Raw genomic sequence first — 19,102 nt, 5'->3', positions numbered from 1 at the left:
GGACCGCGATGCTTCGAGCGCTGCGCAATCTCCTTCGGCTGCTGACGATCGTCCGCACGCTGGCGCGGTACGGCGCGCTGGGCCCGCTACGCGCCGCGGTCGAGGGCGCCGGGGTCGCGCCGACCATGCTCGTCGCCGGGCGGCTGCTGACCACCCGGCGCGCCCGGCGCTGGTCCGGGGACAAATGGCCGGAGGACAAGCGGCCGGGCGAGCGGATCGCCGCGGCGTTCGGCGAGCTAGGCCCCGCCTTCATCAAGCTGGGCCAGATGCTGTCGACCCGCTCCGACCTGCTCGGCGAGGCGGTCGCGGCCGACCTGTCGACGCTGCAGGACCGGCTTCCGCCGTTCGATCCCGCGGTCGCGCGGGCGACGATCGAAGCCGAGCTGGGCGCGCTTATCGACGAGCTGTTCACGGGCTTCGACGACCGGCCGGTTTCGGCCGCCTCGATCGCGCAGGTTCATTACGCGACCATCGCGAGAGAGGACGGCGAAACGGAAGAGGTGGCGGTGAAGGTCCTGCGCCCCGGCATCGAGCAGGCTTTCGCGCGCGACCTGGACCTGCTGATGTGGCTCGCCGAACTGGTCGAGCGCACCCAGCCGAAGCTGCGCCGGCTCCGGCCCGTCGAAGTCGTCCGGACCTTCGCCGAAACGGTGCGGATCGAGATGGATCTGCGGCTGGAGGCGGCGGCGGCGGCGGAGCTGGCGCAGAACTTCGCCGGCGACCCGACCTATCGCGTGCCGGCGGTCGACTGGCGCCGAACGGCGCGGCGGGTCATGACGCAGCAGCGGCTGACCGGCATTCCGATGGACGACCGCGCAGCGCTGGTGGCCGCCGGCTTCGACATTGAGGCCGTGCTGACGCGGGCCGCCGCGATCTTCTTCAAGCAGGTGTTCCGCGACGGCTATTTCCACGGCGACCAGCATCCGGGCAACATGTTCGTCGGCCCGGACGGAAATATCGGCGCGGTCGATTTCGGCATCATGGGCCGCCTCGACCGCAAGACCCGGTACTATCTGGCGGACATGCTGCTGGGTTTTCTCGAGCGCGACTACCGGCGCGTGGCGCAGGTGCATTTCGATGCCGGCTATGTGCCGCCGACACAGTCGCTCGACCATTTCGCCCAGGCGATCCGGTCGATCGGCGAGCCGATCTTCGGGCGGCCGCTGAACGAAATCTCCTTCGCCCGGATGCTGGGGCATCTGTTCCGAATCGCCGAAGCGTTCGAGATGGAGGCACAGCCGCAGCTTCTCCTGTTGCAGAAGAACATGCTGATGGCTGAGGGGGTGAGCCGGCAGCTCGATCCGAGCCTCAATATCTGGACGCTGGCTCAGCCGCTGATCGAACGCTGGATGCGCGAGAACCGCGGCCCCGAGGCGCGGATCCTGGAGGCGGTCGAGGACGCCCTGCGCGCCGCGGGCCGACTGCCCGACCTGCTCGCCGCGGCGGAGCGCGCGGCGGTTGCCGTCGCTGACACTGGTGTGAAGCCACATCCCACGGCGCTGCGCGCCCGCGACCGTGAGATCCGTCGGGCGGTGTTGCCGCTCTGGGTTGCGGTGGGGCTGCTGGCGGCGCTGATCCTGCTGGCCTTGTGAGCCAGGCACCGAGGCAGCGGGTCAGTTCGAACCGACTGACTCAGCGACGGCCGGGGGCGCTACATCAACGGTCGGTGTCGATTGGCTACCGCCGAAGCTCGTCGAACGGATGCGGCTTCGTCGCGGTAGACTGCAAGCTTTCGAGACGCTGGACGCCCGACGCACGGCTTTGGTGGTGATCGACCTGACCGTTTTGCTCTCAAGTGGCACAGGGAGCGGCCCAGGGACGCCCCGAGGGTCATCGCGATCGTGAACCGGCTTGCCGCGGCGGTGCGTGCCGGCGGCGCAATCGCGCCGCGACGACTGAAGGCGACCCGCGTGCAGTCCTCCACCCCGATCCATCCTGCCGGACGACCTCCACGCCGGGAAATCAGGTTACGGCGCCTTCTGACCAGGCGCTTGCGATCTTCGCGAGCAACTCGCTGCGCGCGGCATCGATACAGTGTTGATTGCCGGGGCCGTCAGCAACGTATGTTGCGAAGCGTCCGCACGAGACGCCCACTCCTGCGGCTTCTGTGTGGTCATGCTCGACGCGCGAACATCGGGAGCGAGATTGAACATCGCGGCGCACTGGCCGCGATCTATCGTAATTTCGGCGATGTTCGCACGGCTGATGAAACGATAGCCCTGCTCGCAAGTCCTTAGGATTATGGTTAGATACACCGGCCGACGACCGGGGCCGCTCCAAGCTTGCGCCCGATCGCCTCACACCCTACTTTAAGGACAGGCTGTCGCTGTGAAATTCCGGGATTTACAAGATGCTTAACGGCAAGCGCGTCCTTCTGGTCATCTCCGGGGGGATCGCCGCTTACAAGAGCCTCGAGCTGATCCGCCGCCTGCGCGAGCGCGGGGCGGCGGTTCGCTGTATCCTGACGAAGGGCGGCGCCGAGTTCGTGACCCCGCTCTCGGTCGCGGCCTTGAGCGAGGAGAAGGTGTTCATGGAGCTGTTCTCGCTCACCGACGAGAGCGAGATGGGGCATATCCGGCTTTCGCGCGAGGCCGATCTGGTCGTCGTCGCCCCGGCCAGCGCCAGCATCCTGGCGCGGATGGCGCAGGGGATCGCCGACGACCTCGCGACCACGGCTCTCCTGGCAACGGACAAGCCGGTCCTGGTCGTGCCGGCGATGAACCTGATGATGTGGGCGCATCCGGCCACGCAGGCGAACATCGCGACGCTCGAGCGGCGCGGGGTCGCACGCGTGGGGCCGGGCAGCGGCGATCTCGCCTGCGGCGAGGTCGGCGCCGGCCGCATGGCCGAGCCCATGGAGATCCTGGCCGCGATCGAAGAGCATTTCATCGAGCGCACCAGCCTGACCGGCCTCCGGGCGCTGGTCACCAGCGGGCCGACGCATGAGCCGATTGACCCCGTGCGCTTCATCGCCAACCGCTCCTCCGGCCGCCAGGGGCACGCCATCGCGGCCGCGCTGGCGCGGCGCGGCGCCGACACGCTTCTCGTCTCAGGCCCGTCAGCCGAGCCGGACCCCGCCGGAGTCGAGGTTCGCCGGATCGAAACGGCGGAGGAAATGCTGGCCGCCTGCCGCGGGGCGCTGCCGGTCGATGTCGCCGTCTGCGCCGCCGCCGTCGGCGACTGGCGGGTCGCGACGCCCGCCGGGCAGAAGCTGAAGAAGGACGGCGGGGCGCCGCCGCAGCTGACGCTGACCGCGAATCCGGACATTCTGGCGAGCCTCGCCGAGGCGGGGAATCAACGCCCACGTCTCGTCGTCGGCTTCGCCGCCGAGACGGAGAACGTTATCGAGAACGCAACCGCCAAGCGCGCCGCGAAAGGCTGTGACTGGATTCTCGCCAACGACGTCTCGCCGGGCACCGGCACCTTCGGCGGCGGCGAGAACACGGTGCATCTGGTTTCGGCCGGGGGCGTGGAGAGCTGGCCGACCCAGGCCAAGCAAGCGGTGGCGGACCGGCTGGCCGAGCGGATCGCGCGTCACCTGATAGCGGCCCAGCCGGCCGCCGCATCATGACCGTCCCATTGAGTGCTGAGGGCCACATGCCCGCTCTGACAGTGGCGCTGCGGCGGCTGCCGCATGCGGCCGACCTGCCGCTGCCCGCCTATGCGACGGCGTCGAGCGCCGGCATGGACCTGGTGGCGGCGATCGAGGGCGAGGCAACGCTGACACCCGGCGCCCGGGCGCTGGTCCCGACCGGCATCGCCATCGCCCTTCCCGATGGATACGAGGCGCAGGTCCGGCCGCGCTCCGGCCTGGCCTTGAAGACGGGCGTGACGGTCCTCAACAGTCCCGGCACGATCGACGCCGATTATCGCGGCGAGATCCAGGTCATCCTGATCAATCATGGCGCCGACCCGGTCGCGGTCCGGCGCGGCGACCGCATCGCGCAGCTGGTCGTGGCGCCGGTCACCCGGATCACCTGGGCGGAGCGGAGCAGCCTCGACGATACGGATCGCGGGCCGGGCGGGTTCGGCTCCACCGGGAGCTCCATTGGGAGCTCGACCACGTTGACAGCGCGGCGATAGGGGACCGAACCGTATGTTGCGCCTGTCACGAAAATTGCTGTTCGCCATCGAGGCCGTGGTCGACATCGCCTATCACAGCGTCAGCGGCCCGGTGCAAAGCGGCGAGATATCGGAACGCCAGGGAATCCCGCGCCGTTATCTGGAGCAGGTGCTTCAGCACCTGGTCCGGTCGGGCGTTCTCGCGGGTCAGCGCGGTCCCCGCGGTGGCTATCGCCTCGCGCGCGAGCGGCGGCGGATCACGGTCGGCGAGATCGTCCGCACGGTGCGGCAGATCGAGGCCGTCCCCGATCCCGCCGAGGAGGACAACGGCTCGGCGATCGGCATGGAAGTCGTTCGGCCGCTTTGGCGCGAAATGCAGGAGAAGATCATGCAAGAGCTCGACGCGGTGACGGTCGAGGATCTGTGCGAGCGGGCCCGCGCCGTGGGAATCCAGACAGAGCTGCCGGCCCGCCTCGATTTCAGCATCTGACGTCACCGCCCCCGAGACACAGCCGAGAGCACATTATGAGTCTGAAGTCCCGAAAGCCCGATGTCCGATCGCCCGAGTCGCAGCCGGGGGAATTCCGCGGCCGCGTCTATGACAGCGTTCTCGACACGATCGGCGCGACGCCGATGATCCGCCTGTCGAAACTGGCGGCGGAGGCCGGAATCGCCGCCGAGATCGTCGGCAAATGCGAGTTCTTCAATCCGCTGTCGTCGGTGAAGGACCGGATCGGGTTGGCGATGATCGAGGCGCTGGAGGCCGCGGGAAAGATCCGCTCCGGCACGACGATCATCGAGCCGACCAGCGGGAACACCGGGATCGCACTCGCCTTCGTCTGCGCGGCCAAGGGATATCGCCTGATCCTGACCATGCCGGAAAGCATGTCCGCTGAGCGCGGCAAGATGCTGCGGCTGCTCGGCGCCGAGATCGAGCTGACGCCGGCCGCCAAGGGCATGACCGGAGCCATCGCGCGGGCAGAGGAGCTGATGCAGGAGATCGGCGACGCGGTCATTCCGCAGCAGTTCCGCAATCCCGCCAACCCGGAGATTCATCGGCGCACCACCGCCGAGGAGATCTGGCGCGACAGCGGCGGCGAAGTCGATGCGGTGGTGTCCGGCATCGGCACCGGCGGCACGCTGACTGGCGTCGGCGAGGTGCTGAAGCCGCGCAAGCCGACTCTCAGGATGATCGCCGTCGAGCCCGAGGACAGCGCCATCCTGTCAGGCGGCGCACCCGGCCCGCACAAGATCCAGGGTATTGGCGCCGGCTTCGTGCCGGAGATCCTGAACCGCGACATGATCGACGAGGTGATCCGGATCGGCAACGAAACGGCTTTCGCCACGGCGCGCCGGGTGGCGGCGCTGGAAGGGCTGCCAGTCGGCATCTCCTCGGGCGCGGCGCTCGCCGCAGCGCTGGAGATCGGTGCCCGGCCGGAGATGGCCGGCAAGCAGATCGTGGTGATCCTGCCGTCCTTCGCCGAACGCTATCTTTCGACGCCGCTGTTCGACGGCTTGAGCTGAACGGCGGAGTTCCGGTTTTGGACCTGACCGACAGCCAGTTTCATCGCTATGCCCGGCATCTGATCCTCGACGAGGTCGGTGAGGAAGGGCAGGAGAAGCTGCTGGAGAGCCGGGTGCTGGTGGTCGGCGCCGGCGGGCTGGGCTCGCCGCTCCTGCTCTATCTCGCCGCCGCCGGCGTTGGAACTCTCGGCGTGATCGACGACGATGTGGTTGAGCTGTCGAACCTGCAGCGCCAGGTGATCCACAAGACGGCGAGCCTCGATCAGCCAAAGGTCGACAGCGCACGGGCGACGGTGGCGGAGATTAATCCCGACGTGCGGATCGTTCCCCACCGGACGCGGCTGACGGCGGCGAACGCGGCCGAGATCCTCGCCGGTTATGACTTAGTCGCGGACGGCAGTGATAATTTCGCGACCCGCTTTCTGCTGAACGACGCCTGCTATTTCGCCAGGATCCCGCTGGTGAGCGCCGCGTTGCTGCGCTTCGACGGACAGCTCTCGACCTACAAGGCCCATCTCGGCGGCGCGCACCCCTGCTATCGCTGCCTGTTCCCGACGCCGCCGCCAGCGGACCTGATTCCCCGCTGCGAGGAGGCCGGCATCCTCGGCGCCATCGCCGGCGCGGTCGGCTCGCTGCAGGCCGTCGAGGTGCTGAAGGAGCTGCTCGGTCTGGGCGAGAGCCTGTCCGGCAGTCTGCTGGTCTATGACGGCCTCGCCACCACTTTCCGCAAGATCCGCCTCAAGCGCGATCCGGCCTGCCCGCTCTGCGGCCCGCAGGCGACGATCCGGGATCTGAGCGGGCATGGAACGGAGCACCCCCTCCCATAAGGGGAGGGGTAATCATCTAAAACATCGTCTCGAGTACGCGGTCGGGCGGCTTGTGGCCGTCGACGAAGGTCTTGATGTTGATGATGACCTTCTCGCCCATGTCGATGCGGCCCTCGATCGTGGCCGAGCCCATATGCGGCAGCAGGACGACATTATCGAGATTGACCAGCTTCGGGTTCACCGCCGGCTCCTGCTCGAAGACGTCGAGGCCGGCGCCGGCGATCTCGCCGCGCTGGAGCATGCGGGTGAGCGCGTTCTCGTCGATCACTTCGCCGCGCGAGGTGTTGACGATATAGGCGTGGCGCGGCAGCAGCTTCAGGCGACGCGCCGACAGCAGATGGAAGGTCGCCGGCGTGTGCGGGCAGTTGATCGAGATGATGTCCATCCGCGCCACCATCTGGTCGAGGCTCTCCCAGTAGGTGGCTTCCAGCTCCGCCTCGAGATCGGGATGGACGCGTCGGCGGTTATGGTAATGCACGGCGAGGCCGAAGCCGCGGGCGCGGCGGGCGACGGCGCTGCCAATCCGGCCCATGCCGATGATGCCGAGCCGCTTGCCCCAGATGCGGTGGCCGAGCATGGTGGTGGGGCCCCAGCCTGTCCAATTTCCCGAGCGGATCAGCCGCTCGCCCTCGGCCAACCGGCGCGGAACCGCGAGGATCAGCGCCATGGTCATATCGGCCGTGTCCTCGGTCAGGACGCCGGGCGTGTTGGTGACGGTGATGCCGCGCTGCCGTGCGGTCGCCAGATCGATATGGTCGACACCGGTGCCGAAGGACGCGATTAGCCGGAGCTTCGGGCCGGCCTGCGAGAGGACGGCCGAATCGATCCGATCGGTCACGGTGGGCACCAGCACCGTCGCCGTCCGGACCGCCTCGACGAGCTGCGCCTGCGTCATCGGTTCGTCGTCCAGATTCAGGCGGACGTCGAACAGCTCCATCATCCGGGTTTCGATGGCGTCCGGCAGTTTGCGCGTGACGACGACAAGCGGTTTCGGCGGCATTCGGCGGATTCCCGGACGGAGTCTTGGGGCATCGCAGCCCAACGAGCGGCCCAATGGGCGGCGTGGCGTCTGCCATAGCAAGACGGCCGCGCCTTGTCCAGCGATTGCCTATCGTCGAGCGTGCGCTACGGCTTGACCCGGCCAACTACGGCCGGTAGGTGAAAGGGACGATCATTCCCACCAGCCGGAGCACCCATGGCGCGACTCTCGGCCCTGGCCGAAGCCCTTCGATTCTTTTCAATCGACCGTTCATCGAGCCTTTCGCTGGCCATCGCGGCCATCGCGGCAATCGCGATTATCCTTGCGACATTGCCCGCGGCCTGGGCGCAGACCGGCCTGCCGGTCCCGCGCTTCGTGTCCTTACGGTCGAACGAAGTCAATCTGCGGACCGGGCCGGGCCTGAACTACCCCGTGGAGTGGGTCTATGTCCGTCGCGACATGCCGGTCGAGATCATCGCGGAGTTCGACACCTGGCGTAAGATCCGTGACTGGCAAGGGACCGTCGGTTGGGTCCATCAAAGCCTGCTGGCCGGCGACCGCACCGCCGTCATCCGCGGCACCGTGCGACAGGCGCATCGGGAGCCGAGGGCGGACGCCGGCACGGTCGTTCGCCTGGAGCCGGGCGTCATCGTCCGCCTGCTGGAATGTCAGCCCAACTGGTGCCGGATCACGATCAAGGACTTCGAGGGCTGGCTCCCGCGCGACGCGTTCTGGGGCGCCTATCCCGGCGAGACGTTCAACTGACGGCCGGCAATTGACGACCGGTGACCTGATCAGTCGAAATCCGCCGCCAGCGACTCGCGCACGGCATCCGGCATGACGACCATGTGCCCGTACTCCGGATGCTTGAAACCGACGACCACCTGCGTGCCTCCGGCGCGGAAGGCTTCGACTTGCGCGGGGCTGAAGGGGAAGTGGATGAACTGCACGGACGAGGCCTTGCCGTCGGCCGTGGTTCGATCGACGTCGGCCTCCGGCACACCGGCCACGGTCTCGCCGGCGAAGCTGAGGAAGGCCGTCTCCTCGATCCCGCCGAGGCGTCCCAGAAAATTCTTCCGACGGACCGGGTCGTCGACCTCGAACATCACAGTGGCGACGAGTTCGCGACCGTTCGGAATCAGCGGATTGTAGGCCGCCAGCTCGTCGTCGATCTGGGCCTCACCGCCCTTCTCGATGTACAGCATCTCCTGCACCTGCAGCCACATGCTGTCATAGTTCTCGAACAGAAAGATCGCGACCGGGCCGACCTCGACCCGCCGGTTGCGCTTCTTCTCCAGAACCGCCCGGCGGCGCTCCTTGCGAACCTTGGCGTAGTCTTCGAGCGGCAGGATATCGGCACGGGTGATCTGGCGTTGTGCGGTCATCGTTCGTCTCTCCTCTTGGACCGGCATCGCCGGACGGCGCGTCGAGGCGCCGGCTCCACCGGTCATCGTTGGTTTACCAAGCCTCGAAACGAGATCTTGAGGCGGCGGTGACATCCTGCTCCGGCATTGCAGCCCGGTGGCCATCCGAACGGGGGCCATCCGAACCGGAGGTCATCCGGTGCATGGTGATGCGCTCATGGGGGATGTCATGCCATCGCTGCGGCGGCGGGACCTGCTTGTCGGACTTGGGGGCGCGGCGACCGCCCTGGCAGCTGGCTCGATGCAGGCGATGGCGGGACTCGCGAACGAGTCCGAAGAGATCACCGCGCCGCCCGCCGGTCATCCGCGGCTGTTCGGCAGCGCCGAATCCATCACCGAAGGGCTGCTGACCCTGGTACCGAAGGCGGAGGTCGTGCGGCGCAGCCTTGCCGACGGCCCGGTGCTCGCCTCGGCGGAGGGTATCGGCGCGACCTTGTCCGTCGAAGAGCGGACGGCCCTGGCGCGCTGGGCCTGCTTTCTCGCCGCCTTTCGTCATGCCGAACCGATGACCCGGCTCGTCGCGGTCAACGATTTCGCCAACGCCGTTCCTTATGTCTCCGACCGGAGGAACTATGGCGTCGACGACTATTGGGCGACGCCGACGCGGTTCCTCGCCGCGGGCGGCGACTGCGAGGATTTCGCGCTGGCCAAGTTCGTTTCGCTTCATCGCCTCGGCTTCCACGAGGACCGGTTGCGCATCGCGCTTGTGCTCGATCGAGAACGGCAGGCCCATCATGCCGTGTTGGCGGTCTATCTCGCCGGCGAGATTTATGTGCTCGACAACCAGATTCAGAGCGTGACTTCGCACGGTCGAATCTCCCATTACCGCCCCATCTGCTCGTTCAACAGCCATCGGCTCTGGGTCCATGCCGGCTAGAGTACGATCCGATCAGGTTGATCCAACCTGATCGGTGAATCGTCCTCTCATTCAAATCACTAGGGACTGATTCACCGACCACATCGTTTCGATGTGATCGGATCAGCCCCTAGAGCCGCGGACCGGCCGTTTCATAGACCATAGGCGCGGGCGAACAGCTCGATCGGGTGAACCGCGTGGTCGGCGTTCGGCGGGCCCTTGTCCAGCCGCTCGATGCCCTGGACGATATGCTCACCGGCCAACGGACATTCGGATGCGATGAACGCCTTTCCGCTCTGATGCGTCTGGCGCGCCACCGGCTTGCCGACCTTGAGCGCGGTCGGAAAATGCTCCTTCATCACGCCCCAGGACCCGCCATGTCCCGAGCAGCGCTCGATCACCGCAAGGTCCGATTGCGGGAGCAGTCGCAGCATCTCCGCCGCCTTCTGCCCCATGTTCTGCGCGCGCGCGTGACAGGCGATATGCAGGGCGACGCCGCCGTCAAGCGGCTTCAGCCCGTCGGCGAGCCCCTCCTTCTTGGCAATCGCGACGACATATTCGCTGACGTCGAAGGTCGACTGGGCGAGCCGTTTCACCGCCGCGTCGTCGGGTAGGATCAGCGGCCATTCGAACTTCAGCATCAGGGCGCAGGACGGGACGAGGGCGATCACGTCGTACCCCTTGTCGATCCAGGGCGCCAACTCCGACGACACGGCGCGCGCCTTGGCGGCCACCGCCGGCATGTCGCCCTGCTCGAGCTGCGGCATGCCGCAGCAATTGGGGTACAGAACCTCGGTTTCGACGCCGTTCTTCGCCAGCACGGCACGCGCCGCCTCACCGATGCCGGGATTGTTGTAATTGACGAAGCAGGTGGCATAAAGCACGGCCTTGCGGCCATAGGCCGGCGCGGCGCGGTTGACCTCCGGCGCGGCGTTCTTCGCGCGCAGCATGAAGGTCTTGCCGTGGAATTTCGGCAGCGCCGCCTCGCGGTGGACTCCAGCCATCTTTTCGAGCAGCGGCCGGGTCAGCTTGTTCTTGGCGTCGCTCGCCCAGTTGGCGAGCGGCGCGACCGCACCACCAAGCTTTCCGTTGCGGTCGGTCTTGGTCAGTTCCCGCGCTATCCGCCCCGGCGCCTTGCCCTCGCGCATCTCGGCGGCACGATAACGCAGCATCAGATGCGGGAAGTCGAGATCGAACTCGTGCGGCGGCACATAGGGGCACTTCGTCATGAAGCACATGTCGCAGAGCGTGCAGGCATCCACGACGGGCTTGAAGTCCGCGCTGTCGACCGCATCGAGCTCGCCGGTCTTCGACTCGTCGATCAGATCGAAGAGGCGCGGAAAGCTGTCGCAGAGATTGAAGCAGCGCCGACAGCCATGGCAGATGTCGAAGACCCGACGCATCTCGGCGTCGATCTTCGCCGGATCATAGAAATCCGGGTCCTCCCAGGCGATCGGGTGACGTGTCGGAGCGTCGAGGCTGCCTTCTCTCATCACGGATAACCCATGTCTGGAAGATCATCGCCGGGGTCGTTACAGGCGGGGCTGTCACGGGTGGACCCGCCGGGTCAGGGGACCGTAGGAGATCCCCTGTCCGAAGATGACGAGCCCGAAGATGATCGCCCTTTCAGGTCGAAACGGCGCCGCAGGAACCCCGCGGCGGTTTCGGACAGGCTTAGGAAAGCGTTTCGAGCGCCTTCTGGAAGCGGCCGGCGTGAGACTTCTCCGCCTTCGCCAGAGTCTCGAACCAGTCGGCGATCTCGTCGAAGCCCTCTTCGCGCGCGGTCCGCGCCATGCCCGGATACATATCGGTGTATTCGTGCGTCTCGCCGGCAATCGCCGCCCGCAGATTCTTCTCGGTCGATCCGATCGGCTCACCGGTCGCGGGATCGCCCACCTCCTCGAGGAACTCGAGATGGCCGTGCGCATGCCCGGTTTCGCCCTCGGCGGTCGAGCGGAACACGGCCGAGACATCGTTGTAGCCCTCGACGTCCGCCTTCTGGGCGAAATAGAGATAGCGGCGGTTGGCCTGGCTTTCGCCGGCGAACGCGGCCTTAAGGTTCTCGACGGTCTTGGATCCCTTCAACGACATGGCTTGTCTCCCTCTCCAATGCAGCGATCGGCGCTCCGCCCGATATGGTGAAACCGCCGGTCGCGACTCCGTTATATTGCCGAGGGCTGGGGCCTGTCAATAGTTTGGAAAAACTCCAAACTACTGCTCAACCGGCGAAAGAATCTGAATTTAACTCTTCGAACCGCCGAGGCGAACAATCACGTCGACGCGCCGTACCTGGGTCCCGGCCGGCGGCTCGGGCAGCCGGGCAAGCTCCACCCGTTCGCCGGGGATGTCCTGCAACTGGCCGTCGTCCTCGAAGAAGAAATGATGATGATCGCTGATGTTGGTGTCGAAATAGGACCGTCCCGGCTCGACTACCACCTCGCGCAGCATGCCCAGCGTGGTGAACTGGTGCAGCGTGTTGTACACGGTGGCCAGAGAGACTCGGACATTGGCCTGGAGCGCCTCGTCATGCAGCTGCTCGGCACTGACATGCCGATCGCCCTGCTCGAACAGCAGGCGGGCAAGAGCCAAGCGCTGCCGCGTCGGACGAAGACCGACGGCCTTCAAGCGGTCCAGAACGCGGGCAAAAGGGCGATTCGTCGGCATCACTTCCAATATTAGGCGACCAACCGTCGATTTGAAGGCCGGGAACGGTAGCCCAGTGCCCTTTCTAGAACAACTAAAATGTGCGGGCGCAGCCCCTGCCCAGGACTGGGACCGCGCCCGCCGCATCAATCGCCGGTTTGGATACGCGCCACCAATTGCTGCACCGTCGGAACGAAGCCGTTGGCGTAGAACGGGTCGGACTTGAACCGGTAGGCATTATGGCCGGCGAACATCAGCTGGTCCTCCGTCTGGTCGGAGTGGCCGATCGCCTGCAGCGTCTTCTGGATGCAGTAGGAGCGCGGATCGGCCTTCTTGCCGGTCGTTCCGGCGTCGTTCTGCGCCCAGTTGGAGAACGAGCAGGCGCTGAGGCAGCCCATGCAGTTGATCTGGTCCGTCAAGATCTCGTTCGCCTTGGCCGGTGTCACGAAGATCAGGGTCGAGTCCGGCGTCCGCATCGCCTCGGTGAAGCCTTGCGCCACCCATTCCTCGGCCCGCAGCTTGTCCGCCGCAGTGAGATAGACCAGGCGGCCCCGCGCGCCCACGGGGAACGGCCACTCATGCTCGCCGACCGGCGAATGGCTGTAGGCGACCTGACGCTCGGAACGCTGACGGAGTTCCTCGATGAACGGATTGCTCACCGCCGACGAGTAGAAGCCGGTCGGGCTGAACCGGTTGAGGAAGATATCGCCCTCTTCAAGCGTCAGCAGGCGCCGCTTCCACGCGTCGGAGATGGGACTCTCCTGGGTCAGCAGCGGGCGTGTTCCGAATTGGAATGCGATCGGACCGATCTCCGGATTGTCGAGCCAGTCCGCCCATTCGCGCAGGTACCAGACGCCGCCGGCCATGAAGATCGGCGTCTCGTCGAGCCCGCACTCCACCATCAGCCGGCGCAGCTCGGCAACGCGCGGATAGGGCGATTCCGGCCGGTTCGGATCCTCGCTGTTCGACAGGCCGTTATGCCCGCCGGCGAGCCAGGGATCCTCATAGACGACACCGCCGAGCCACTCGCGGAAGCGGTGATAGGCGCGTTTCCACAGCGCCCGAAAGGCCCGGGCGGACGAGACGATCGGATAGTAATAGACTCCGTGCGCGGCACAGATCTCCGCGACCCGATAAGGCATCCCGGCGCCGCAGGTGACACCGTGAATGAGGCCGCCCGCGCCCTCCAGGACTCCGTTCAGGATCCGCTCGGCCGCCCCCATCTCCCACAGCACGTTCATGTGGATGCGGCCTTCGCCCTTCGCGGCCTCATGCGCGATTTGCGCCTGGTGGACGGCGCCCTGAATGGCGAAGGCGATCAGCTCCTCATGGCGCTCGCGACGCGTCTTTCCCCGATAGATCTGCGGAATGATCTCGCCGTTCTCGTCATAGGAGTCGGCGTTCACGCCGGAGAAGGTCCCGACGCCGCCGGAGGCCGCCCAGGCGCCCGAACTTTCGCCATTGGACACGGCGATGCCCTTGCCGCCCTCGACCAGTGGCAGCACCTCGCGTCCCGAGATAATGATTGGTTTCAACGGCTTCACGAACCCTCCGCCCCTTCAGTCGGCGACTGCAGGAATATCGCCGTTGATATAGAACCGTTTCGAAGCAAAAGCCATACTTCGGCGCCCGTTAAGAAATGCCTGCGGTCGCGACCGAAACAGCCGGAATGAGCAGTTCCGGACAATCGGTAATGATACAGTCGATACCCCATCGCATCAATTCGGCGGCACGCGCCGGATCATTGACCGTATAGACGGCAAGACCGTAACCGCCGCGCCGGATCTCTTGCGCCCAATCTGGGGTCAGATGCACGTCGGCGCAATGCACTGTGCGACAGGCGAGATCGGCGGCGAGGCCGGCCCAGTCCGGCGGCCGCTCCCAGATCAGCAGGCCGCGCGGCATCTCCGGCGCATTCTGCTTCGCCGCAGCCAAGCTGGCGATGGCGAAGCTCGACAGCAAGGGCCAAGGCCGGTCACCGGGCCAGACACGGCGAATCGTCTCCACGGTGATCGCCGCCGTCTCGGCCTCGCGCCCGGGGCAAGGCTTGATCTCGACATTGGCATGGAGATCGAGCGCCGTCAGCAGCGCCAGCGTTTCTTCCAGGCTCGGCACGCGCGTATTCTTCCAGGACGGGCCGAACCACGCGCCGGCGTCGAGACCGCGAAGCGCCTCGAACGGCGTGTCTGCGACGCGGCCGCAGCCGTCCGTGGTGCGCTCCAACGTCTCGTCATGGAAGAGGACGGGAACCGCGTCGGCGGTCAGCTTGACGTCGAACTCGACCCAGGCGGCGCCGAGCCGAGCCGCCGCCTGGATTCCTTCGAGCGTGTTCTCGGGAGCCGCCGCAGCGGCTCCCCGATGGCCGATCACCCTCGGCAGCCGGACATCCGGCCTCCGCTCCGTTTCCGCCATGGACGCGTTGACAGGTCCTGCCGCCGTGCCATGCAGGATCACGGCTAGGAGGCCGCCTCCGCGTTCTGGGTGAGATCCTCGCCGGTTTCCTGGTTGACCGCCTTCATGCTCAACTTGACCTTGCCGCGATCATCGACGCCGAGCACCTTGACTTTCACCGTGTCGCCGACCGAGACGACGTCGGAGGTCTGCTTCACCCGCTGCGGCGCGAGCTCGCTGATATGGACCAGGCCGTCGCGGTTGCCGAGGAAGTTCACGAAGGCGCCGAAATCCATGATCTTCACCACCTTGCCGGTGTAGATCACGCCGACCTCGGGCTCGGCGACGATGCCCCGGATCCAGTCGATCGCCGCCTGGGAGGCGCTGGAGTCCACCGCCGCCACCTTGATCGTGCCGTCGTCCTCGATGTCGATCTTGGCGCCGGTCTGCTCGGTGATCTCGCGGATCACCTTGCCGCCAGAGCCGATCACGTCGCGGATCTTGTCCTTCGGGATGCTGATTACCGTGATCCGCGGCGCGTTCTGGCTGACCGCCTCGCGTGATCCCTCGAGGCCCTTCGCCATCTCGCCCAGGATGTGCAACCGGCCCTCGCGGGCCTGCTCCAGCGCGATCTTCATGATCTCGTGAGTGATCGAGGTGATCTTGATGTCCATCTGCAGCGCGGTGACGCCGATCTCGCTGCCGGCCACCTTGAAGTCCATGTCGCCGAGATGGTCCTCGTCGCCGAGAATGTCGGAGAGCACGGCGAAGGCTTCCGGCTCCTTGATCAACCCCATGGCGATGCCGGCGACTGCGCGCGGCAGCGGCACCCCGGCATCCATCAGCGACAGCGACGTGCCGCAGACCGTAGCCATCGAAGACGAACCGTTCGATTCCGTGATCTCGGAGACGACGCGGATGGTATAGGGGAAGGCGTCCGCAGCCGGCAGCAGCGGTTTCACCGCCCGCCAGGCCAGCTTACCGTGGCCGATTTCGCGCCGTCCGGGAGAGCCGAACCGGCCGGCCTCGCCCACCGAATAGGGCGGGAAGTTGTAATGCAGCAGGAAGTTCTCCCGATATTCGCCTTCCAGCGCATCGATGATCTGCTCATCCTGGCTGGTGCCCAGCGTCGCCACGACGAGCGCCTGCGTCTCGCCGCGCGTGAACAGGGCCGAGCCGTGCGTGCGCGGCAGGACGCCCACCTCGCAGGAGATCGGCCGGATGGTCTTCGTGTCGCGGCCGTCGATCCGACGGCCGGTCTTCAGGATGTTGCCGCGGACGATGTCGCTCTCGAGCCCCTTGAAGAGCTTGGTGACGAGCTCGGGCTTGAACTCCTCGGCCGTCATGGTCTCGACGACGTTCGCCCGAATCGCGCCGATTTTTTCGACCCGCGTCTGCTTGACGGTCTCGCCATAGGCCTCGCGCAGGTCGGCCTCGGCAAGGGCGCGCAGCCGCTCGGTCGCCCGCTCCAGGTCGTCCGGCGCCTCGGGCAGCTCCCAGGGTTCCTTCGCGCATTTCTCCGCCAGGTCGATGATCGCGTCGATGACCGGCTGGAAGCTTTCGAAGCCGAACATCACGGCGCCGAGCATCACCTCTTCCGACAGCTCCTTCGCCTCGGACTCGACCATCAGCACGCCTTCATTGGTGCCGGCGACGATAAGGTCCAGCGCCGTCTCCGGCATCTGGTCGAGCTGCGGATTCAGCACATACTGGCCGTCGACATAGCCGACGCGCGCGGCGCCGATCGGGCCGAGGAACGGAATGCCGGAGATCGTGAGAGCCGCCGAAGCGCCGATCATCGCCACGATGTCCGGATTGTTCTCCAGATCATGGCTGAGGGTCGTGCAGATGACCTGCGTCTCGCTGCGATAGCCGGCCGCGAACAGCGGCCGGATCGGCCGGTCGATCAGCCGCGAGGTCAGGACCTCCTTCTCGCTGGGCCGCCCCTCGCGCTTGAAGAAGCCACCCGGGATCTTGCCGGCGGCAAAGGTCTTTTCCTGGTAGTGGACCGTCAGCGGGAAGAAGTCGACGCCCGGCTTCACGCCCTTCTGGCCGACCGCGGTGCACAGAACCACCGTGTCGCCATAGGTGACCAGAACGGCGCCATCCGCCTGTCGGGCCATTCGACCGGTTTCGAGGACCAGCTTGCGGCCGCCCCAGTCGAGTTCCTTGCGGAATATATTGAACATGTAGGTTATCCTTCTCGGTCAAGGCCGGTTGTCAGGGCCGGACCCGCGCAAAGGGCGATCATCTGGAATCGCGGTGTGGCGAAGCGGCCGGCAGAGGCGGCATCCGCTGCCGCATCTGCCTCTTGCCGTCGCCCCTTGCGTCGGCCCGGCATTCGGGCGTACCGCCCGGCCGGATCATGTACGCTCCCGTAATGAATCATATAGTTATATCGAGGCGTCCGGAAACCTGCCCATCACGGGCGGGACGGGCAGGTCCGGCTTGGCCTGCGTCGATGAATGCTAGCGGCGCAGGCCAAGGCGCTGGATCAGCTCCTGATAGCGGGCCGCATTCTTGCGCTTGAGATAGTCCAGCAGGCTCCGTCGCTGGCCGACCATCATGAGGAGGCCGCGACGCGAGTGGAAGTCCTTTTTATGCGTCTGAAGATGACCCGTCAGGTTGCGAATGCGTTCGCTGAGAATCGCGACCTGAACCTCGGGCGAGCCGGTGTCGCCGGCCGTCGTGGCATATTCCGAAATGAGTTCCTGTTTCCGCTCGGCGGTAATCGACATCGTCTTTCCTTTCGTCAAAGATTCAAGACACGCACCGGGCGAAGATCGCCGGACTCGAAGCGGGCAAGTGCGACCGGCTTGCCGCCGGCCATGGCACAGACCATCGATCCGCTTTCGAGATGTCCGATACGCTCGCGATCCGCCCGGCGGAGAAGTCCGACCGGTTGACCGCTGCGCAGGCGGTTCGCCTCGGTGTCGGTCAAGGCCAGCGCCGGGATGTCGTCCAGCGCGGTCTCGACCGGTAACAGGTGCCCGGAGGCGGCGGCACTATGCCCCACGGCCGACAGCGTTTCCAGCGAAATCGCGTCGGCCTCGGTGAACGGCCCCACGGCCGTGCGGCGCAGACTGGCGATATGGCCGACGGTCCCCAACCGGCGGGCGAGATCGCGGGCGAGGCTGCGCATATAGGCGCCCTTGCCGGACTGGACCTCGAACGTCGCATGGTCCGCATCCGGCTGGTCGACCAGCGTGAACCGGTCGATCCGGATCTGCCGGGCCGCGAGAGCCACCGCTTCGCCCGCCCGCGCCAGGTCGTAGGCCCGCGCCCCGTCGACCTTCAGCGCCGAGAACTGCGGCGGCAGTTGCTCGATCAGGCCGATGAACTCGGACAGGGCGGTCCGGATCTCGGCCTCCGGCGGCCGATGATCACTGGTGGCCGTCACGGCGCCCTCGGCATCGTCGGTGCTGCGCTCCTCGCCCCAGCGAATCGTAAATCGGTAGCGCTTCGTCCCGTCCATGACGTAGGGCACCGTCTTCGTCGCCTCGCCGAGGGCAACCGGGAGCAGGCCGGTGGCCAGCGGATCGAGCGTGCCGCCATGGCCGGCCTTGGCCGCCCCGGTGCTGCGCCGCACCGCGGCGACCGCCTGGGTCGAGGTCATGCCGAGGGGCTTGTCGAGCACGACCCAGCCATGCACCGGCAGCCCGCGTCTTCTACGCGCCATCTTCGTCGTCTCTGCGGTCGGTCCGGCGATCGCCGCCAGCCGGTGCGGTCCCGACGTCCTGCGCGACCTGCGGATCATGCAGCAACTGCTCGATGCGGCTGGCCCGTTCGAACGAGCGGTCCGCCTCGAACCGGAGCGCCGGAACGACCCGGAGTGCGACCTCATCGGCGAGTTGACCGCGCAGGAACGCGGCGGCCCGGCGGAGCGTCGCGGCCAGCGTCGCCGCATCGCCGCCACCGAACGGCACGACATAGACGGTGGCGTTCCGAAGGTCCGGACTCATCCGCACCTCGGTGACCGTGATCTGCGTCTCGGTGAGCTCAGGGTCGCGCAGTTCCCCCCGTCCGAGAATGCGGACGAGGGCGTGCCGCACCTCCTCGCCGACGCGCAGCTGTCTCTGGCTCGGCTGTTTCTGGCTTCCGCCGCGGGTTCTGCTCATCCGTGTCCTGAACTCGGCCGGTTCTCTAAAGGTTTCACAGCTTCTTCTTTGTCATTGCCGGGCTTGGCCCGGCAATCCAGGGCGCTACGCAGTAACCGGGCATCGCGCCCTGGATGCCCGGATCAAGTCCGGGCATGACAATTCAAGGAAGATCTCCGAGCCAGTCGGGTTCTAGTGGCCTGATCGCAATGCTTGGGAACGAAGCATTGCGTGAATCAGTCCACCAGATTGTCGACTCTCGTGTGATTCAGCTTCCAACGCTTGGGAGGCAAGCGTTG

19 protein-coding genes and 1 pseudogene are annotated in these 19,102 nt (G+C 66.5%); 9 read left to right on the top strand and 11 right to left on the bottom strand.

Annotated elements, in window-relative coordinates:
* Positions 1 to 8: 8 nt before the first annotated feature.
* From ubiB to DT069_RS17200, 7 genes and pseudogenes are all read left to right on the top strand, one after another.
* Entirely contained in the window at positions 9 to 1,592 is a 1,584-nt protein-coding gene (ubiB, locus tag DT069_RS17230; protein ID WP_119461562.1) for a 2-polyprenylphenol 6-hydroxylase, read from the top strand.
* Between the two features lie 415 nt (positions 1,593 to 2,007).
* Positions 2,008 to 2,217: pseudogene (locus DT069_RS17225) on the top strand (isochorismatase family protein); the annotation flags it as partial.
* A gap of 133 nt (positions 2,218 to 2,350) precedes the next feature.
* Positions 2,351 to 3,571, top strand: a complete 1,221-nt coding sequence (gene coaBC, locus DT069_RS17220; protein WP_119461560.1) for a bifunctional phosphopantothenoylcysteine decarboxylase/phosphopantothenate--cysteine ligase CoaBC — start codon at positions 2,351 to 2,353, stop codon at positions 3,569 to 3,571.
* A gap of 26 nt (positions 3,572 to 3,597) precedes the next feature.
* On the top strand, positions 3,598 to 4,083 hold the full coding sequence (dut, locus tag DT069_RS17215) for a dUTP diphosphatase (protein ID WP_119461559.1): 486 nt from the start codon (positions 3,598 to 3,600) through the stop codon (positions 4,081 to 4,083).
* A gap of 13 nt (positions 4,084 to 4,096) precedes the next feature.
* Positions 4,097 to 4,552 (top strand): RrF2 family transcriptional regulator, encoded by a 456-nt coding sequence (locus DT069_RS17210; RefSeq protein ID WP_119461558.1) that lies wholly within the window; start codon positions 4,097 to 4,099, stop codon positions 4,550 to 4,552.
* 35 nt (positions 4,553 to 4,587) lie between these two features.
* Complete coding sequence (gene cysK / locus DT069_RS17205; protein WP_119461557.1) at positions 4,588 to 5,586, top strand: cysteine synthase A; 999 nt, start codon at positions 4,588 to 4,590, stop codon at positions 5,584 to 5,586.
* A gap of 17 nt (positions 5,587 to 5,603) precedes the next feature.
* Complete coding sequence (locus DT069_RS17200) at positions 5,604 to 6,413, top strand: HesA/MoeB/ThiF family protein (protein ID WP_119461556.1); 810 nt, start codon at positions 5,604 to 5,606, stop codon at positions 6,411 to 6,413.
* A gap of 16 nt (positions 6,414 to 6,429) precedes the next feature.
* Here the strand turns inward: DT069_RS17200 and DT069_RS17195 are convergent, their stop codons facing one another.
* Complete coding sequence (locus DT069_RS17195; protein WP_119461555.1) at positions 6,430 to 7,413, bottom strand: 2-hydroxyacid dehydrogenase; 984 nt, start codon at positions 7,411 to 7,413, stop codon at positions 6,430 to 6,432.
* Positions 7,414 to 7,608: 195 nt separating this feature from the next.
* Here DT069_RS17195 and DT069_RS17190 point away from each other — a divergent pair, with 195 nt between their 5' ends.
* Positions 7,609 to 8,157, top strand: a complete 549-nt coding sequence (locus DT069_RS17190; RefSeq protein ID WP_119461554.1) for an SH3 domain-containing protein — start codon at positions 7,609 to 7,611, stop codon at positions 8,155 to 8,157.
* Between the two features lie 29 nt (positions 8,158 to 8,186).
* Here the strand turns inward: DT069_RS17190 and DT069_RS17185 are convergent, their stop codons facing one another.
* Positions 8,187 to 8,777 (bottom strand): DUF3501 family protein, encoded by a 591-nt coding sequence (locus DT069_RS17185; RefSeq protein ID WP_119461553.1) that lies wholly within the window; start codon positions 8,775 to 8,777, stop codon positions 8,187 to 8,189.
* A gap of 208 nt (positions 8,778 to 8,985) precedes the next feature.
* On the opposite strand from DT069_RS17185, the gene DT069_RS17180 reads away from it, so the two are divergent.
* Positions 8,986 to 9,693, top strand: a complete 708-nt coding sequence (locus DT069_RS17180; protein ID WP_162913251.1) for a transglutaminase-like cysteine peptidase — start codon at positions 8,986 to 8,988, stop codon at positions 9,691 to 9,693.
* A 131-nt stretch (positions 9,694 to 9,824) separates the two neighbouring features.
* On the opposite strand, the gene DT069_RS17175 is transcribed toward DT069_RS17180, so the two are convergent.
* From DT069_RS17175 to rbfA, 9 genes are all read right to left on the bottom strand, one after another.
* Positions 9,825 to 11,165 (bottom strand): heterodisulfide reductase-related iron-sulfur binding cluster, encoded by a 1,341-nt coding sequence (locus tag DT069_RS17175; protein WP_119461551.1) that lies wholly within the window; start codon positions 11,163 to 11,165, stop codon positions 9,825 to 9,827.
* 181 nt (positions 11,166 to 11,346) lie between these two features.
* A complete protein-coding gene (locus DT069_RS17170) occupies positions 11,347 to 11,763 on the bottom strand; it encodes a rubrerythrin family protein (protein ID WP_119461550.1) in 417 nt (138 codons plus the stop codon).
* A 150-nt stretch (positions 11,764 to 11,913) separates the two neighbouring features.
* Complete coding sequence (irrA, locus tag DT069_RS17165) at positions 11,914 to 12,336, bottom strand: iron response transcriptional regulator IrrA (protein ID WP_119461549.1); 423 nt, start codon at positions 12,334 to 12,336, stop codon at positions 11,914 to 11,916.
* A 125-nt stretch (positions 12,337 to 12,461) separates the two neighbouring features.
* Positions 12,462 to 13,859, bottom strand: coding sequence for an NAD(P)H-dependent flavin oxidoreductase (locus DT069_RS17160; protein WP_119461548.1), 1,398 nt, complete (start codon positions 13,857 to 13,859; stop codon positions 12,462 to 12,464).
* 88 nt (positions 13,860 to 13,947) lie between these two features.
* The gene (gene ugpQ, locus DT069_RS17155) at positions 13,948 to 14,769 is read right to left on the bottom strand and encodes a glycerophosphodiester phosphodiesterase (RefSeq protein WP_425450331.1); all 822 of its coding nucleotides are present in this window, start codon (positions 14,767 to 14,769) and stop codon (positions 13,948 to 13,950) included.
* 2 nt (positions 14,770 to 14,771) lie between these two features.
* The gene (pnp, locus tag DT069_RS17150) at positions 14,772 to 16,895 is read right to left on the bottom strand and encodes a polyribonucleotide nucleotidyltransferase (RefSeq protein ID WP_119461547.1); all 2,124 of its coding nucleotides are present in this window, start codon (positions 16,893 to 16,895) and stop codon (positions 14,772 to 14,774) included.
* A gap of 279 nt (positions 16,896 to 17,174) precedes the next feature.
* Positions 17,175 to 17,444 (bottom strand): 30S ribosomal protein S15, encoded by a 270-nt coding sequence (gene rpsO, locus DT069_RS17145; protein ID WP_119461546.1) that lies wholly within the window; start codon positions 17,442 to 17,444, stop codon positions 17,175 to 17,177.
* Positions 17,445 to 17,458: 14 nt separating this feature from the next.
* Positions 17,459 to 18,385, bottom strand: coding sequence for a tRNA pseudouridine(55) synthase TruB (gene truB, locus DT069_RS17140; protein WP_119461545.1), 927 nt, complete (start codon positions 18,383 to 18,385; stop codon positions 17,459 to 17,461).
* Positions 18,375 to 18,824, bottom strand: a complete 450-nt coding sequence (gene rbfA / locus DT069_RS17135; RefSeq protein WP_119461544.1) for a 30S ribosome-binding factor RbfA — start codon at positions 18,822 to 18,824, stop codon at positions 18,375 to 18,377. The genes truB and rbfA overlap by 11 nt, the downstream gene beginning before the upstream one ends.
* Between the last annotated feature and the right edge of the window lie 278 nt (positions 18,825 to 19,102).

The organism is Virgifigura deserti, assembly GCA_003576685.1.
In the GTDB taxonomy this organism is placed as follows: domain Bacteria; phylum Pseudomonadota; class Alphaproteobacteria; order Dongiales; family Dongiaceae; genus Virgifigura; species Virgifigura deserti.
The sequence above is the reverse complement of the archived record's forward strand: the minus strand, read 5'-3'. Positions and strand labels throughout refer to the sequence as shown.

What these genes read in the sequence shown, in the direction of transcription:
- DT069_RS17185 (WP_119461553.1), bottom strand. Translation starts at nt 8,777, where the DNA reads ATGACCGCACAACGCCAGATCACCCGTGCCGATATCCTGCCGCTCGAA.
- rbfA (WP_119461544.1), bottom strand. Translation starts at nt 18,824, where the DNA reads ATGAGCAGAACCCGCGGCGGAAGCCAGAAACAGCCGAGCCAGAGACAG.
- DT069_RS17190 (WP_119461554.1), top strand. Translation starts at nt 7,609, where the DNA reads ATGGCGCGACTCTCGGCCCTGGCCGAAGCCCTTCGATTCTTTTCAATC.
- coaBC (WP_119461560.1), top strand. Translation starts at nt 2,351, where the DNA reads ATGCTTAACGGCAAGCGCGTCCTTCTGGTCATCTCCGGGGGGATCGCC.
- truB (WP_119461545.1), bottom strand. Translation starts at nt 18,385, where the DNA reads ATGGCGCGTAGAAGACGCGGGCTGCCGGTGCATGGCTGGGTCGTGCTC.
- cysK (WP_119461557.1), top strand. Translation starts at nt 4,588, where the DNA reads ATGAGTCTGAAGTCCCGAAAGCCCGATGTCCGATCGCCCGAGTCGCAG.
- DT069_RS17210 (WP_119461558.1), top strand. Translation starts at nt 4,097, where the DNA reads ATGTTGCGCCTGTCACGAAAATTGCTGTTCGCCATCGAGGCCGTGGTC.
- DT069_RS17195 (WP_119461555.1), bottom strand. Translation starts at nt 7,413, where the DNA reads ATGCCGCCGAAACCGCTTGTCGTCGTCACGCGCAAACTGCCGGACGCC.
- DT069_RS17180 (WP_162913251.1), top strand. Translation starts at nt 8,986, where the DNA reads ATGCCATCGCTGCGGCGGCGGGACCTGCTTGTCGGACTTGGGGGCGCG.
- irrA (WP_119461549.1), bottom strand. Translation starts at nt 12,336, where the DNA reads ATGCCGACGAATCGCCCTTTTGCCCGCGTTCTGGACCGCTTGAAGGCC.
- DT069_RS17170 (WP_119461550.1), bottom strand. Translation starts at nt 11,763, where the DNA reads ATGTCGTTGAAGGGATCCAAGACCGTCGAGAACCTTAAGGCCGCGTTC.
- dut (WP_119461559.1), top strand. Translation starts at nt 3,598, where the DNA reads ATGCCCGCTCTGACAGTGGCGCTGCGGCGGCTGCCGCATGCGGCCGAC.
- pnp (WP_119461547.1), bottom strand. Translation starts at nt 16,895, where the DNA reads ATGTTCAATATATTCCGCAAGGAACTCGACTGGGGCGGCCGCAAGCTG.
- DT069_RS17175 (WP_119461551.1), bottom strand. Translation starts at nt 11,165, where the DNA reads ATGAGAGAAGGCAGCCTCGACGCTCCGACACGTCACCCGATCGCCTGG.
- rpsO (WP_119461546.1), bottom strand. Translation starts at nt 17,444, where the DNA reads ATGTCGATTACCGCCGAGCGGAAACAGGAACTCATTTCGGAATATGCC.
- ubiB (WP_119461562.1), top strand. Translation starts at nt 9, where the DNA reads ATGCTTCGAGCGCTGCGCAATCTCCTTCGGCTGCTGACGATCGTCCGC.